Annotated in this window: 14 protein-coding genes; 2 read left to right on the top strand and 12 right to left on the bottom strand. The window is 32.7% G+C overall.

Annotation, left to right across the window (positions count from 1 at the left end; translation table 11 throughout):
* Nucleotides 1-29: 29 nt before the first annotated feature.
* On the top strand, nt 30-710 hold the full coding sequence (locus OD803_RS00390; RefSeq protein WP_262731956.1) for a M15 family metallopeptidase: 681 nt from the start codon (nt 30-32) through the stop codon (nt 708-710).
* Nucleotides 711-722: 12 nt separating this feature from the next.
* On the opposite strand, the gene OD803_RS00385 is transcribed toward OD803_RS00390, so the two are convergent.
* The 11 genes from OD803_RS00385 to htpG all read right to left on the bottom strand — a co-directional run bounded on the left by OD803_RS00385 (nt 723) and on the right by htpG (nt 11531).
* Nucleotides 723-1271 (bottom strand): DUF7010 family protein, encoded by a 549-nt coding sequence (locus OD803_RS00385; protein WP_262731955.1) that lies wholly within the window; start codon nt 1269-1271, stop codon nt 723-725.
* Between the two features lie 177 nt (nt 1272-1448).
* Complete coding sequence (locus OD803_RS00380; protein ID WP_262731954.1) at nt 1449-1892, bottom strand: hypothetical protein; 444 nt, start codon at nt 1890-1892, stop codon at nt 1449-1451.
* Nucleotides 1893-1956: 64 nt separating this feature from the next.
* Entirely contained in the window at nt 1957-2310 is a 354-nt protein-coding gene (locus OD803_RS00375; RefSeq protein ID WP_131505756.1) for a DoxX family protein, read from the bottom strand.
* A complete protein-coding gene (locus OD803_RS00370; protein ID WP_131505755.1) occupies nt 2303-3289 on the bottom strand; it encodes a hypothetical protein in 987 nt (328 codons plus the stop codon). Before OD803_RS00370 ends, OD803_RS00375 begins: the two co-directional genes overlap by 8 nt.
* 1 nt (nt 3290) lies before the next feature.
* Nucleotides 3291-5084 (bottom strand): DUF885 domain-containing protein, encoded by a 1794-nt coding sequence (locus tag OD803_RS00365; protein ID WP_131505754.1) that lies wholly within the window; start codon nt 5082-5084, stop codon nt 3291-3293.
* Nucleotides 5085-5200: 116 nt separating this feature from the next.
* Nucleotides 5201-5458, bottom strand: a complete 258-nt coding sequence (locus OD803_RS00360) for a DUF6249 domain-containing protein (RefSeq protein ID WP_335974460.1) — start codon at nt 5456-5458, stop codon at nt 5201-5203.
* Nucleotides 5459-5488: 30 nt separating this feature from the next.
* The gene (locus OD803_RS00355; protein WP_129759029.1) at nt 5489-5962 is read right to left on the bottom strand and encodes a nucleoside deaminase; all 474 of its coding nucleotides are present in this window, start codon (nt 5960-5962) and stop codon (nt 5489-5491) included.
* A gap of 69 nt (nt 5963-6031) precedes the next feature.
* Complete coding sequence (locus tag OD803_RS00350) at nt 6032-7696, bottom strand: serine hydrolase (RefSeq protein WP_262731952.1); 1665 nt, start codon at nt 7694-7696, stop codon at nt 6032-6034.
* A 70-nt stretch (nt 7697-7766) separates the two neighbouring features.
* Entirely contained in the window at nt 7767-8768 is a 1002-nt protein-coding gene (locus OD803_RS00345) for a transglutaminase domain-containing protein (RefSeq protein ID WP_262731951.1), read from the bottom strand.
* Between the two features lie 8 nt (nt 8769-8776).
* Nucleotides 8777-9454 carry a carboxypeptidase-like regulatory domain-containing protein gene (locus OD803_RS00340; RefSeq protein WP_262731950.1) on the bottom strand — a complete coding sequence of 226 codons (678 nt, stop codon included), beginning with the start codon at nt 9452-9454 and terminating at the stop codon, nt 8777-8779.
* Nucleotides 9455-9644: 190 nt separating this feature from the next.
* A complete protein-coding gene (gene htpG, locus OD803_RS00335; RefSeq protein WP_262731949.1) occupies nt 9645-11531 on the bottom strand; it encodes a molecular chaperone HtpG in 1887 nt (628 codons plus the stop codon).
* Between the two features lie 179 nt (nt 11532-11710).
* Here htpG and OD803_RS00330 point away from each other — a divergent pair, with 179 nt between their 5' ends.
* A complete protein-coding gene (locus OD803_RS00330; RefSeq protein WP_262732517.1) occupies nt 11711-12721 on the top strand; it encodes a 3-oxoacyl-ACP synthase III family protein in 1011 nt (336 codons plus the stop codon).
* 669 nt (nt 12722-13390) lie between these two features.
* On the opposite strand, the gene OD803_RS00325 is transcribed toward OD803_RS00330, so the two are convergent.
* A complete protein-coding gene (locus OD803_RS00325; protein ID WP_262731948.1) occupies nt 13391-15772 on the bottom strand; it encodes an outer membrane beta-barrel family protein in 2382 nt (793 codons plus the stop codon).
* Nucleotides 15773-15791 lie beyond the last annotated feature (19 nt).

Below are 15791 nucleotides of genomic sequence, written 5' to 3'. Positions count from 1 at the left end.
TAAATTTTTTCTAAATTAGCTTATACATTATGAAAAACAAAATAATCATTTGTCTTTTATTGCTCATATCTTTTGGTTTTACCAAACAAGATACTACCAACTTGCCTGAAGGTTTTGTGTATGTAAAAACAATTATCCCAGATATTGATGTTGAACTGCGTTACTACAGTACACATAATTTTGTTGGAGATACCATAGTAGGTTACAAAGCCAATACACTTATTTTAACCAAGCAGTCTGCCGAAGCTTTGAAAAAAGTACAAGATGAATTACAACAGCAAAACCTTTGTTTGAGAGTATATGATGGTTATAGACCACAACGTGCAGTAAACCATTTTATGCGTTGGGCAAAAGACTTAAATGATACTATAAATAAGCAAGAGTTTTATCCTGAAGTTGAAAAACGCTTTTTGTTTAGAGAAGAATATATTGCCACACGATCAGGTCATAGTAGAGGAAGCACTGTTGATTTAACCATTATTGATGGTAATACTAATCAGCCATTAGATATGGGAAGTCCTTATGATTTTTTTGGACAACAGTCTTGGGTGAGTTATGAAGGTATAACCGATGAACAGAAAGCCAACAGACAGCTGCTACAACAGGTTATGCTAAAACATAATTTTAGAAATTACTCAAAAGAATGGTGGCACTTTACACTGCGTTGGGAACCATTTCCTGATACTTATTTCGATTTTGAGGTGGAGTAGCGGTTAATGGCTTTATGCTCTTTTCCTGTTTTTTAAAATTATTAGCGTAATAATATAGATTATTACAATTGCTAAAGGAATAGCAACAAACCTATGTTCTGGTAATAAATACCATAATGCTAAAACCACAACAGTTCTTGTTACCGAATGAAAAATACCAACCCAATGATTGATAATCCATGAAAAAGGAAGCCACATTAATCCTGTTAAAATACCAACTGTAAGTGGTAAAGAAGTATAATCAATAAGAAAAAAGGGAATAGCAATAGCATAAACTAACACTGCTTGAGCAACAGTAAAAAAGAACAGTTTGTCAAACTCATTTTTCTGTTTTTGTTTATCCAGAAAGTTTTCACCTGTAAACTTTGAAATAAATATGCCTAAATATACAATACTACCTGTTGCAATAAATAATACCCAAACAGTGGTTTGCACTGATAATGTAAGACCAGAAATTCCAACTAGTAACCAAGCAATTAATCCTGCTAATGGAGTTGCTATAAACTTACCGTTTTTAAATTCAGTACGTTGCACTTCAAGTGTTCTTTCGGTTGGTTCCATTTTTTAAGTTTAGTTGGTCGTATATGTCTTTTTTGTGTCCAGATAGTTTCAATTATAATTGTCAGTTACGGATTAATATGCATTAATTTTAAGTTTAACACAGATTTTAGTAATTACGAGTTTCAGACCTAGTCAAATCCACTCGTAATTACGTTCATATATTTTATAGATAGTTATTTATTCTTTATCTAAATTCAGATAATACAGTTTTGCAGCTTCTTGAATTTCATTATCTAAACTGTCGTCAAGTGAATATGAGTAAAGAACCCATTCATCATTTGGTTTGTAAAATTTAAAGATAAATCTAATCGGTTGACGGTCGTATTTTACAAGGTATGAATATAAAACAAAACTTTCAGCAAACTTTTTAGTTGTGATTAATTCATGACCGTAATACTTACCCATATAACTTTCAGTGAACCCATTTACTGTTCCAATAATTTTATCAATATCATCTTTTATTCTTTCAGTCCATTTATTTGTCGCATATAAATCTTTAACAGCTTTTCCTGCGTCTTTCTTATAGGTTTCAAAAAAAGTGTCAATCAATTTTTGCGGACTAGATTGTGCAAATAAGTTACTTGATGCTAAAATCATTATTATGATTAGTGTTCTTTTCATTTTATTCTATAATTTATTTAGAGTTCTGTTTAATTACCTGTAATTCTAAAATAGTAATCATAAACTACAAATATGACCAAGCCCAATACATTAATACAAATTGTAAAGGAATACGTAGTATTAAAATCCATTTTGGGATGCCAGCACTTGCTTTTTCACCAGATAACATATAAAAATGTACTAGTAAAAACACTACTAACATTGCTATAATACCATATATAGCAGTAGTTTTTAAAACAGGAATACATAAGGCAATACCTAAAGCAATTTCTGCAATACCACTTAAAAGCACCAGTAATTTATGGTTTGGTAAATACCTAGGCATAATACGCATATACATTTTAGGTTTTATAAAATGCATAAAGCCTGCAAAAACATAAATTGCAGCCATAAGGTATAAGTGCCAAGGGTTATTCATCTTTAAATACTTTATAAGTGAGTCCTACACCATAATTGGTAAGGTCAGACTTTAATAAACTAGATTCAATACCACTTCCTTTTTTGAATTGTACCCACTTATTATTATCTAAAAACACACGTTTTATATAGGTGTTGTGTGCTTCAATTTCATCAGTAAATGGAAAAAGAGGTCTAAAATTAGTTGGGATTTTTACAATGCCTCTTGCTGTTTTTATTTCCTTGTATTTTTTATTAGGAAGTAATTTTCCTGTTTTATCTGTGTAACCTAAAACCTGTATGGATACAAAAAAACCATTTTCAGGAATGAACAAATTGTGTTTAGAGACATCCAGTTCGTATGCATCACCATGTTTTTCGGTAGCTACAAACACAATGTTGTCATAAGTGAGAACCTCTCCAGGAAAACCATTATTGTTCTTGTAAAACTTTACTTTAAACAGTGTTGAGAATTCACGTTTGTTGGCATTGGAACGTTTGCGCTTTTTCCAATCTTTAGACTCTAAAGTAATAGGAAAATGAACAGTGCTTATTTGTTTGAGTTGCGAATCGGTATTGTTAAAAAACACAGCAATTTCCGATTCAATTGTTGGTAACCAGCATTTGTAATAATCGTCATCCAAATACGGTTTAAGCGTTTCTTCCTTAAACTTTCTATTGATGGTTACATTAATGACTACTTCATCCAATTGGTCAATGTAAGGTTCTAAATTGATAGTTTCCGAGAGGTTGTTTGCTGCAATTGAAACATTTTTGTAACCTAATGCCGAAATAAACAGCGAGTCAACATCTGGATATAATTTTTTACTGAAAACAAACATACCTTCATCATCGGCAAAAATACCATGTCCATTACCAAAAGATACGGTTGCATAGGCAACAGGTGTTTTGCTTTGTGCATCCTTTATTCTGGTTTGCGATACTGCAAAACCAGAATAAAGAATACCTAAATATAGTATGAGTTGCTGTGTTTTAAACACCTTATTTTTTATTGGCTATCCAAGCGTTTATTTTGTCTTCTAACAATGCTAAAGGCATGTTTCCTGATTCTAAAATTTGATTGTGAAACTCAGCAATATCAAAAGCATCACCAAGTTCTTTTTCAGCTTTAGCGCGTAATTCTTTAATTTTTAACTGACCGATTTTATAGGATAAAGCTTGACCAGGAATAGCCATATAACGCTCAATTTCGGCAGTGATACTTGCTTCAGTTTCAGCTTCATTTTTTAATGAATATTTTATGGCTTGCTCTCTTGTCCATCCTTTGGTATGAATTCCTGTATCAACAACCAGTCTAATGGCTCTGTGCATTTCAGCACTTAACATTCCAAAATATTGATAAGGGTTTGTGTATAGTCCAAGTTCTTTTCCTAAGGATTCAGTATATAAAGCCCAACCTTCTCCGTAAGCACTGTAATACAATGTTTTTCTAAAGTCTGGTAGTTCTTTGTTTTCTTGTTGTAAGGAAATTTGATAATGATGTCCTGGAATAGCTTCGTGTAAAAATAAAGACTCGTCAGAGAAGTTATTGTAATTTTCGGCATTTGGCACAGGAACATAAAAAATACCTGGTCGAGTACCATCTAACGATCCTGGGTTGTACTCAGCACTTGCCGATGCTTCCCTGAAAGCTTCAGTGCGTCTTACTTCAAAAGGTGTTCTTGGTTTTACATTAAATAGTTTATCCAATTGAGGTTGCATAGTCTCATGTATTCTGTTGAAGTGCGCAATAACTTCTTCTGCAGTTTTGTAAGGCATAAGCTCTTTATTGGTTCTTACAAAATCAAAAAATGCAATAATATCACCTTCAAAACCTACTTGTTCCTTTACTTTTTCCATTTCTGAAAGTATACGCTTTACCTCACTAAGCCCTAGTTGATGGATTTCATCAGCAGTCATGTTAGTGGTAGTGTAGCGTTTTATTAAATGCTGATAATAGTCATTACCATTAGGTGTAGCAGAAATGCCACTTTCAGTTTTACCAGCCGCTAAGTAATCTGTACTCATGTAAGTGTGAAGTTTTTTATAGGCAGGCACAACTTTGTTTAAAACCATATTTTTGTAAGCTTCGGTTATTTTAGTCTTATCTTCATCAGAAAACGTATCAGGTAAATTCTTTACAGGAGCATAAAATAAATGCTCATCAAGATTGGTTGTGGTTGAAGCCTCAAGTTGAGGTAATACCTTTTTGATTAAAGATTTTGGCAACACATAACCTGCTTTAACACCTTCTTTCATTTTTTCTTCAGCAGAATTCATCCATTGTAAGTAACCGTCTAAACGACTTAACCAGTTGTTATAATCTTCAACTGTTTTAAACGGTTGCGAAGATGAACCGCTAGCCAACTGACCAATAATTAGGTGTTGTGCCCAAAACTGATTGATAGGCATTAAATCTTCATTAAATTCAAAACGCTCTAAGTTGGTATCACATTCCCAAATTAAAATGGCTTTACTTAATCGCTGACTTTCAGATAAACTATCATTATTAAAAGCACTAACTTGAGATTTGTAATTACTGTAATAGGCTTTTTCATCAGATTCAAACTGATTTGATAAGGTATTTGGTAGCTTATCATTATATCTATTGTCACCAGCTGAGGTTGCATTTAAAGGGTAAAGTTTAAGTCCATCTTCATGATAAAGCCTTAAAACCTTATCAAAAGCTTCATTGTTTACAACATCAACGTCTTCATTGGTTTGGTTACTTTTAGTATCCTCTTTACAGGCAATAATACTTAGAAATAAACAACTAAATGCTAGAATTTTTTTCATTGATTGAATTTTTGAATTAAACCTTAAAGATACATAATCTAATATTCAATCATAAAAAAAACTACTGCTCAATATTGAACAGTAGTTTTAGGTTTTTGGTTGGTAATTTTAATGTTTTATTCTTTGTCTAATTTTTTAGTCATATTAAACCCTGCAAAAAGCCCTAAACCAGCCATTGTAAAAATACAAGCAGGATAAATACCTCCATCATTAATGCTTGTGTAGGTTTCTAAAAGTAAAGCAATAAAAGAACCAAGACCAATACCCATTAATAATAAGGCTAAGTTTAAAATTAAAACTTTCCAAATTGGTGCTGCTTGTTGTCTTCCTTTTACAAAAATGCTTGCATCTGCTCCTTTTTCAATAAGCGTTATATAAGTTTTTGTTGATAAACGACTAAGCGTTTAATATTCGGTTTTATCACCTTTACTAGCCCATTTATCAAAAACAGAAACACCTTCATCTTGCAACATTTGCTCAAACGGAATGCTTCTTACCGTTATTGGTTTGTCAATTTCTTCGTATATAAAATGATCGTCAAAGCCTATATTTGCAGCATCTACTTTATTACATGCATAATATACTTTTTTAGGTCTTGCCCAATAAATGGCACCTAAACACATAGGACAAGGTTCGCAAGAGGTATAAACAACACAATCGTCTAATTGAAAGCTACCTAAAACTTCGCAAGCTTTACGAATAGCAACAACTTCGGCATGTGCTGTAGGGTCATTGGTAGATGTGACACAGTTATGACCTTCTGCAATAATAGCTCCATCTTTTACAATAACACACCCAAAAGGGCCTCCAGCATTTGAGCTCATTCCTTTGTCTGCCATAGCAATGGCACGTTTCATAAATTCTTTGTGATTACTCATATTGAAATTTTAAACTTTTGCAAAGGTCGTCCTTTTTGTAAAAATGCCCAAATGAAAGTCAACGCTTAATTACTCTACTTTTTTAGCTGGCATATTTGCACCATTTTGATGCAATGTTAAACCTGTAACGACTCCTTTATCATCAACATTAAAACTAATACTTGCAGCAACAACTTTTAGGAAGAAGCGATCTTTAGCTTCAGCAAAAACTTCAAACTTTGGTTGACCTGTTGCCTCTGCAAATAATTGTCCTTCGTTATTGGTTGTTATGGTTATTATAAATTCTGGTTGTAATTCATATTTACCAACGTACGTATTTAGTATGTCTTGTGAAACAGTAATGCTTTCTTTTTCGGCTGGTGGAGCTTTATCAGTTTCATAACCTAAAGTTTCGTTGTTGCCATTAATCATAATAACTTGTTTCTTGCCATTATCATCTTTGGAAAACTTGTAAGCAGTTGTACCAGATTCAAAAAAGAAATGTGTTTTTGATAACGGGAAAATTTCAAGTTTAACACTGCCTTCTCGTAAACTATAAATCTTTCCGTTTTCAACAGTAATGTGTCTTATGATGTTGCCATCAAATTCATAAGCACCAACCCAAGTATTTAATTCATTTTCAGACAAGGTAATTGCATCAGCTTTTGATGGTATAGGTTTCCCAATGGCAATAGCTGCAATTCTAGTCGCTAAATCAGTTACATTTTTACAGTTGCAGTTGCTTAATGCAGAAACGAAAATATCTTCTTCAGGTAGGTAAATACCCATAGTGGTATATCCAAAAATTCCTCCTCCATGTTGAATGCTTGGAGAACCACTAATAGTATTTTCTCCTAAGCCATAACCATAAGGAATATGCTCGCTATTGTTGAGTGTAGAACCATGAATGGCTGTTTCATAACTATCTTTAGTAATAAAAGTATAATTGTTTAGGGCATTTTGCCATTTAAGTAAATCATTGGTTGTAGACATTAATGATCCAGCAGCATAAGGTAATGTCATGCTTAGATAATCTGCGTTTTCATAACCATTTTCACCTTCTTGATATCCTAAAGCTCTGTTTTTAATTAACTCTTTTTTACTTCCGTAATAGGAATTTGTCATACCTATTTTTTCAAAAATATTCTTTTCAACAAAGTCTTCGTAAGTCATTCCTGAAACAACTTCAATGATGTATCCTAAAAGAATATATCCTGAATTGTTATAGCTGTATTGCTCTCCAGGATTAAAATCCATAGGCTCATCCTTAAAAACATCTATAAGTTCTTTAGGACTCATGTCTTTAGCTGCAAATTGCCTAAAACTAGGAATGTTTGTATAACTTTTAATGCCACTAGTATGGTTTAATAAATTATGAATGGTTATTGTTTTGCCTTTAGTTGGGTAATCAGGTATGTATTTAGTAATGTCGTCACTAACCTTTAGTTTACCTTGCTCTTGTAGCATTAAAATAGCAATTGCTGTAAACTGTTTGGTAATTGAACCAATTTCAAAAACATGATTTGGCGTCATTGGCACATCTAATTCAAGACTTGCCATACCAAAAGCTTTTTGATAAATGACTTTACCGTTTTTGGCGACTAAAATAGAAACTCCAGGTTCATCAGTTTTGTATGCCTCAGATGCTAAGGCATCAATTTTAGGTTCAATGTTCTCTTGAGAAAATAAATGTTGTACAGGAAGCAATGTGCTAACTAAAAAGCATATTACTAAAGCGAAACGTTGTGAAATCATTGGTCGGTTTTTTTAAAGTAGTAAATTACAATTTATTATATGACGACCAAATAATTTTTTAGTTACAGGTTTACTTAATAACCTTTACTGTGTATGTTGCAACAATGTCGTTATTAACTTTTATATGAACATCATGATAACCTTTGTGTTTAAAGGTATTGTTGAATGAAATGCTAGTGTCGGTTTTTTGTAAGTCTTCGATTTTAAATGAGTGTTCCTTTGAGCCAACAAATTGCACAAGCTCTACTTGGTTTTGAGGATTAGATACTAATGTCTTAAAACTAAAATGTAATGCTTCGTCTTTTTTAGTAGTGACATTAAGTGTTTTTGGATACGTAGGAATAATTTTGTGCTCAAACGTTTCACCATACACAATAGCTTGAGGTGTAAATATGGTATTTGCTAACGAATCGTTTAAAAACCATTTTTTATCCAACGGAAAATGATTTTTGGCAAAAAGAATAGGATCTGTTAAAAAATAGCCATCATTATAATCTTTGATAAAACTCGTGTTTAAAGTAAATCCGCTAGACCAAGTGGCATCGCACAAGTACCATTTATTATTTAGTTTTACGGCATTCCAAGAATGGTTAGCAAAGTCTAATGCTTCAACATTGGCAGAAACCGATCTTCCGTAACCATCAACAATCACGCATTCAATGTCAGCTAAAAAGCAAAGTTCTTTTACTAAATAAGCATAACCTGTACACATGGTTTTTTTACGTTTAAGTAGTTTTTTAAAGGCTTTAACCTTAAACTCATTATTCCATTTTAAATAAGCTACAGTGTCGTGTGCTAGCTTTCTTTTATATTTAAAAACTTTACTATCTTGAGTAGTATCTCCTTTTATATTTTGGCATACCCAAAGATAAATAGCCCTGAATTTTTCAACATCAGTTTTAATATTAGCGGTAAGCTTATGCGCAAGTACAGGAAGGTTGTCAAGATCTTCTCCTTCATTTAATTTCGCAATATTATCTGCACGTGTAAAATCAACAGTATTAAAGTCTGATACTTGAGCTACTGAAAAGCTTACAATACTAAAGGTTATTATAACGAGCGTTTTTTTCATACTGTAGTTTAATCTTTTTTAGACTTGTAAACTTCTTTTGTTGCTACTTTTCCCATAATGATATGCGGGATGTCTTTCATGTCTATTTTTAGTTCTACATCATAAACTGAATCCTGATTCGTAACAACAACCTTTTTTGATTCTTTCCCCAAAAAACTAAATAATAAAACATCACCTTTTTTTAGTTTTTCAGGAAATATGAAATTACCATCAAAATCTGTAGATGTACCAATAGTGGTGCCTTGTAACACAATATTTACTCCCGGAAGTGGTAACTCGCCATCAGTAACAGTGCCTTCAACGGTTATGTTACTTTCTTGAGATTCTTGAAGTACTTTTGAATTATCTTTTCCTATACTTTGTGACGCTTTTGATGTGTTTTGTGCTTGAGCAGTTCCAAACGGGAATAATGACAAACATGCTAAACCAACAGCGCTTAAAAAGCTTAACTTTTTTCGTTTTGGAGTAGGTGAGTAGGTCTTTAACTGATTATTGTTAAATCTACCACATACGTTTTGAGTTTCTTTTGCCTTAAAAAAAGCAATAATTTCATCTGACGTCATTTTAGTGAAATCAACAACTTCTTTTTCACATGAACCACAAAAACCACCTTTTGCAGTTGGCGTAAATTTTTGAAAGTTTTCTTGACAAGGTGATTTAATATTTAAGTTGAATGGGTTTTTCATAATACAAAGTGTTAATGTTATACCTGTCAAACCTAGTTAAGACAAAGGTGCTGTAAAATGAGGAATTGGTGAAAGATGTGTTTTAGTGAGGGAACATCACTTTTTGTTTAGGATAAAAAAAACCACTTCGTGTTAGGAAGTGGTTTTTTAGTATAAGAACTACTGAATGAACTTCAGCTTGATAATTTGTTTACTTTATCATGTCGTAGCTACGCTTAATAAAGTTTGTAAGTTCTTCACCTTTAAGTAAGCCTTGACTTAAACGTGCTAAATCTAAACTTTGGTTTATTAAACGTTCTTTGTTTTCTTTGGTTTCAGTGTTTAAAATTTCACCAACCAATTCATGGTTTGTGTTTACAACCAAGTTGTACATATCTGGCATGTTGCCCATACCAAACATACCGCCACCACCAGTTTGTTGCATCTCTTTCATACGACGCATAAATTCTGGTTGTGTAATCATAAATGGCGCAGCATCGCTATCCATAGGTTCTAATTGCACTGTGAATTTTTCAGCAGGAATTACTTCTTTAAGAAGTTCGTCTAGCGTTTTCTTTTCATCATCACTTAATTTTGAAATCTTGTTGTCATCTTTCTTAATTAAGTTGTCTACATGATCAGCGTCAACACGTGCAAACGAAATATTCTGTTTTGTCGTTTCTAGTTTTTGCATTAAGTGAGAAACAATAGGAGAATCTAAAAATAACACTTCGTAACCTTTTGCTTTTGCAGCTTCAATGTAGCTGTGTTGTGCATCTTTGTTTGATGCATAAAGAATAACAAGTTTGTCGTCTTTATCAGTTTGTTTTGCTTTTATAGCATTGTAAAGTTCGTCATAAGTGTAGTGTTTACCATCTACAGTTGGGTACAATGCAAAGGCATCAGCTTTTTCAAAGAATTTTTCTTCAGAAAGCATTCCGTATTCAATCACAATTTTAATATCGTCCCATTTTGCTTCAAAATCTTCACGGTTGTTGTTGAATAACGATTTTAATTTATCAGCCACCTTACGTGTAATGTAAGACGAAATTTTCTTCACAGCACCATCGGCTTGTAAGTAACTACGAGAAACGTTCAGTGGAATATCAGGAGAATCAATAACACCACGAAGCATGGTTAAGAATTCTGGAACAATACCTTCTACGTTATCTGTTACAAACACTTGGTTTTGGTACAGTTGAATTTTATCTTTTTGGATGTTGAGGTCGTTAGTCATTTTTGGGAAATATAAAATCCCAGTTAAATTAAACGGATAGTCAACATTTAAGTGAATGTGAAATAATGGTTCTTCAAATTGCATTGGGTACAACTCACGGTAGAAGCTCTTGTAATCATTGTCTTCTAAATCTGTTGGTTGCTTTGTCCAAGCAGGATTTGGATTGTTTATAATATTGTCAACCTCTTTTGTTGGTGCAGGATTATCTTCTTTTGCATCTTCAGGTTTCGGTAAGGTCTCAGTTTTTGTTCCAAATTTAATTGGCACAGGCATAAACTTGTTATACTTTGTAAGTAGTTCGCTTATGCGGTTGTCTTCTAAAAATTCGGTAGAATCTTCAGCAATATGAAGAATAATTTCAGTACCTCTTTCGGTTTTATCGTGAGCTTCTAGTGTAAACTCTGGTGAACCATCACAAGTCCAATGAGCAGCTGGTTCATCTTTGTAAGATTTTGTAATGATTTCTACTTTTTCAGCAACCATAAATGCTGAATAAAATCCAAGACCAAAATGTCCTATAATTCCTGAATCTTTTGCAGAATCTTTGTATTTATCAAGAAATTCTTCGGCACCAGAAAAAGCAACTTGGTTGATATATTTTTCAACTTCGTCAGCAGTCATACCTAATCCTTGGTCAATAATGTGAAGTTTTTTACCGTCTTTATCAACTTTTACTTCAATTTGCGGATTGCCGTATTCAACGCTAGCTTCACCAATACTGGTTAAGTGCTTAAGCTTTAAAGTTGCATCAGTTGCATTACTAATTAACTCACGTAAAAAGATTTCGTGGTCACTGTATAAGAATTTTTTAATGAGCGGGAAGATGTTTTCTACCGATACATTAATGTTTCCTTTTGCCATAATATATGTGTTTTATTGTATTTGTAATTATGTTCATTCCAAAGACAAAAAAAATACCAAGCCCGAAAAAGTGACAAAGTGACACTATATGAAAATGCTATGCGCGCATAACGATAGATTATTTTTTTTAAAGAGGTTTTATTTTGAAATATTTAAATTGCGAAGCTAATTTTTATGATATGTATAATTCAAAAATAATAGGTTTAGGTTCTTATGTGCCTGATAATGTGGTTACCAATGATGATTTAACCAAGTTAATGGATACCAGTGATGAATGGATTCAAGAGCGAACTGGAATTAAAGAGCGTCGTTGGGTAAAACCAGGAAGTGGTGATACCACATCTGCAATGGGTGTAAAAGCAGCCAAAGTTGCTATAGAACGTGCAGGAATTGATAAAGATGACATTGATTTTATCATTTTTGCAACCTTAAGTCCAGATTATTACTTTCCTGGACCAGGAGTTACCGTTCAAAAAGAATTAGACATAAAAACAGTTGGTGCATTAGATGTACGTAATCAATGTTCTGGTTTTGTTTATGGATTATCGGTTGCAGATAATTTTATAAAAACAGGAATGTATAAAAACGTGCTTGTTATTGGGAGTGAATTACATTCTCACGGATTAGATAAAACCACTCGTGGAAGAGGTGTTTCGGTGATTTTTGGAGATGGAGCAGGAGCAGCAGTTTTAACACGTGAAGAAGATAATAGTAAAGGTATTCTATCAACGCACTTGCATTCTCAAGGAGAACATGCCGAAGAGTTAAGTTTGATAGCTCCAGGAATGGGAAAACGTTGGGTAAATGATATTATAGCAGATAATAATCCTGATGACGAAAGCTACTATCCTTACATGAACGGACAGTTTGTATTTAAAAATGCCGTAGTTCGTTTTAGTGAAGTAATTATGGAAGGCTTAATGAAAAACAAGTTGCAGGTAAATGACATTGATATGTTAATTCCGCATCAAGCCAACTTGCGTATTGCGCAGTTTATTCAAAAGAAGTTTCAATTAGAAGACGACCAAGTATTTAATAATATTCAAAAATACGGAAACACAACAGCAGCTTCTATTCCTATTGCTTTAACAGAAGCTTGGGAACAAGGAAAAATAAAAGAAGGCGATACTGTGGTTCTTGCTGCCTTTGGAAGTGGATTTACTTGGGGAAGTGTTATTATAAAGTGGTAAAGGCTCAATAAAAAAGTAAAATTTATAACCATAAAAAAACCCGAAACTTTAAAACGTTTCGGGTTTTTTCGCTATTAACCAACTTACTAACACTAAACTATAAAACAGTGATATTTTAATTGATTAACTTTAAAACTTATCACTACATCTTAGACGTAGAAAATTAAAATTTATTTCATTCGTTAACACTTTTAACTATCAATTAACAAAAATTAAAAAACCCAAAGCAATAACCTTGGGTTTTAAGTTTAACACTTACTACTATTTTTTGAATTTTGATTGATGAAGGCTAATTCAAATTAATCTAAATTCTTTAAGAAAGTAGCTAGTTATATAATAGACGAGTTAATTGCGTATGTATTACAGTTTTTAATAAATTTTTAAAGAAAAAAAGCCCAAAGTTTTCACTTTGAGCTTTTGTGTATAATGTGTTGTTTTCAAGTTTTTTATAATTTATGAAGGCTAATTCAAATTAACTTAAACTTGTCGATTACATTATGACTGCAAAAAAATGACTTTTTGGTGATTTATCCTTCATAAATAATGAAGAATAACATTTTATTAACTTTATAAAAAGTAAAAACCCGAAACAAAAATGTTCCGGGTTTTCTTATTCAATAACCAAGCATTAACACTAACCATCAACTATTACGCTGGCTATCAAATATTTTACATGAAACCACCACTTCCTTGGGTTTCATTATCATCTCTTTGTTTTCTGCTTAACGCTCTGTATTTTCCACCACCAAATCGGTAAGATAATCCTATGCGCCATTGGTTACTTTCCCAGTTAAATTCGCCTTTAGTAGGAAAAGGTCTTGTACCATCAAAAGCAAATTTCATTGAGTTGAAAATATCACTGTAGCTAAAACTAAAAGTTGCCTTGTCCTCAAGGAACGTGTAGCGTAAACCTGTGTTAACTAATGTCATTGGTTTTCTTGTGTTTTGAAGCCCTTTTTCTTGCCCTCTATACATTCCAAAAACAGATAAATTCAAACTTTTAGTAACTTTAAAGTTGTTATTCATTCTAAAGTTAAAAGTAGAGTTGTCTACATCAACGTTTTCTTGTTCTACAACACCTCTTACAGTTCTGTAATAAAACTCAGCACTTGCATTTAAACTCCACCATTTTGTTGGTCTGTAGTTTGTAGAGGCTTCAACACCATAAGCTGAATTGTTGTCAAAGTTATCGTAAGTTAATATTACGCTTTCTCCTGTTGGATCTTCTGGATCTATATAAACAGCTCTGTTAATTTCATCTTCAATATTTCTGTAAAATGTACCAGCAGTTATGCTACCACCTTTTATGATTTTAGTGTAGTTGATTTCAAATGAATTGGTGAACTGCTGTCTTAATTCAGGATTACCAATTGAAGTTACTCGAGGTGTACTCCATTCTCTAATTGGGTTAATTTGTCCTAAACCAGGACGATCAACACGTCTACTATAACTAAATTGTAAAGTGTTTTTTTCTGAAAGATTATAGGTCGCAAATACAGATGGGTAAATACTGAATTGCTCATCAGTAAATTTGGCATTGTCTTGAGTGTCTTGAGCAAAGTTAGCTTCAACTTCATATTGCTCTAAACGCGCTCCAACTTGGTAAGACCATTTTTCGAACGTTTTACCATAAGTGGTGTAAAACGAATATATGCTTCTATTGTATTCATAATTAGAATCGAATAAATTAGCATTTGTAGTGTCGTAAATATTATCAGAGTTATTAGATCTGTATTCTGCACCAATTTCTAGTTTAGCCTTTTCAGATAAAGGGTTAACATAGTCTAAATTTATAACAGTATTGTCTCTTTTGTTATCAACAACATCAATATAACCAGTGTTGTCATTAAACGCGAAGTTAGCAAACTCATCACTATCAAACGTGCTATAGTCAGCTTCTAAACTTATATTATGACCTTCTTTTTTGAAGTCGTGTTTATAAGCTCCATTGTAGGTTGAAGTGTTGTTTTCATTTGAGTTATTGAACACCTGACGGAAATCAGGAAAATCATTATTTAAATATAATACATCTGTAGTTCCGTTACCTTTACCGTCGTATATATTTTGATTGGTGTAAAATGAAAGTGTATTACGATCGTTAATATAGTAATCTACTCCAATTTTATAAAGGTGTGATTTGTTGTTATTGCCAAAATCGAACAATTGCTCAGTATTGTTGTCAAATCGCTCTATCATTCCGTAGTTAGTACTTTTCCCAATATTGTTACCGTAGTTTCCGTAAAAGTTAAGCTTTCCATTTCTGTAGTTCATATCAATTGAACTGTTGAAGTTAGGACTGATTTCTTTAGCGAAACCTATGTTTACATTACCATTAAAACCAATGTTTATGTTTTTATGAAGAATGATGTTGATAATACCACTCATTCCTTCAGGATTGTATTTAGCTGATGGGTTTGTAATTAACTCAACACTTTTAATTGATGTAGAAGGAATTTGTTTTAATAATTGAGCAGCAGGTACGTTGGTTGGTTTACCATCCACAAGTACACGTACATTTTCATTACCACGTAAACTAATGTTTCCGTTTTGACTGTCAACACTCACAGCAGGAAGATTGTTCATGATTTCTGAAGCTGTAGCACCAGTTGTAGTAAGGTCTTTACCAATAGTAATAACTTTTCTATCTACTTTTTGTTGAATTGAAGATACTTCTGCTACAACAGTCACTTCGTCAAGGCTTGCAATATCTTCTTCAAGCATAATATTACCAAGGTCAATTCTGTAACTGCCTTTATCGACAATTATTTCTTTGGTTACTGTTTTGTAACCAATGTATTGAGCGCTTAAAAAACTTTTACCTTCAGGTATGTTTTTAATTTCAAAATTACCTTGATCATCAGTAATCCCACCAGTAATAGTTGTACCAGCAGCATTTTTAATAATAATGTTTACGTAAGGTAAGGGTTGGTTGAGGTTTACGTCTAATACTTTTCCGGTTACGGTTCCATCTTTTTCAGTGTTAGCTAATGTAGCATTTGCACTTAGAGATAGGGTAAAAGCAAATAGACAAAGCAATAATAACTTTTTCATTTTTTGATTGATTGATTAG

It is taken from the genome of Gaetbulibacter sp. NE (assembly GCF_025548475.1).
In the GTDB taxonomy this organism is placed as follows: Bacteria; Bacteroidota; Bacteroidia; order Flavobacteriales; family Flavobacteriaceae; genus Gaetbulibacter_B; species Gaetbulibacter_B jejuensis.
The sequence above is the reverse complement of the archived record's forward strand: the minus strand, read 5'-3'. Positions and strand labels throughout refer to the sequence as shown.

Excerpts from the sequence above, each read along its gene's own strand:
- OD803_RS00390 (WP_262731956.1), top strand. The coding sequence starts at position 30 with ATGAAAAACAAAATAATCATTTGTCTTTTATTGCTCATATCTTTTGGT.
- OD803_RS00385 (WP_262731955.1), bottom strand. The coding sequence starts at position 1,271 with ATGGAACCAACCGAAAGAACACTTGAAGTGCAACGTACTGAATTTAAA.
- OD803_RS00380 (WP_262731954.1), bottom strand. The coding sequence starts at position 1,892 with ATGAAAAGAACACTAATCATAATAATGATTTTAGCATCAAGTAACTTA.
- OD803_RS00375 (WP_131505756.1), bottom strand. The coding sequence starts at position 2,310 with ATGAATAACCCTTGGCACTTATACCTTATGGCTGCAATTTATGTTTTT.
- OD803_RS00365 (WP_131505754.1), bottom strand. The coding sequence starts at position 5,084 with ATGAAAAAAATTCTAGCATTTAGTTGTTTATTTCTAAGTATTATTGCC.
- OD803_RS00355 (WP_129759029.1), bottom strand. The coding sequence starts at position 5,962 with ATGAGTAATCACAAAGAATTTATGAAACGTGCCATTGCTATGGCAGAC.
- OD803_RS00350 (WP_262731952.1), bottom strand. The coding sequence starts at position 7,696 with ATGATTTCACAACGTTTCGCTTTAGTAATATGCTTTTTAGTTAGCACA.
- OD803_RS00345 (WP_262731951.1), bottom strand. The coding sequence starts at position 8,768 with ATGAAAAAAACGCTCGTTATAATAACCTTTAGTATTGTAAGCTTTTCA.
- OD803_RS00340 (WP_262731950.1), bottom strand. The coding sequence starts at position 9,454 with ATGAAAAACCCATTCAACTTAAATATTAAATCACCTTGTCAAGAAAAC.
- htpG (WP_262731949.1), bottom strand. The coding sequence starts at position 11,531 with ATGGCAAAAGGAAACATTAATGTATCGGTAGAAAACATCTTCCCGCTC.
- OD803_RS00330 (WP_262732517.1), top strand. The coding sequence starts at position 11,711 with ATGTATAATTCAAAAATAATAGGTTTAGGTTCTTATGTGCCTGATAAT.
- OD803_RS00325 (WP_262731948.1), bottom strand. The coding sequence starts at position 15,772 with ATGAAAAAGTTATTATTGCTTTGTCTATTTGCTTTTACCCTATCTCTA.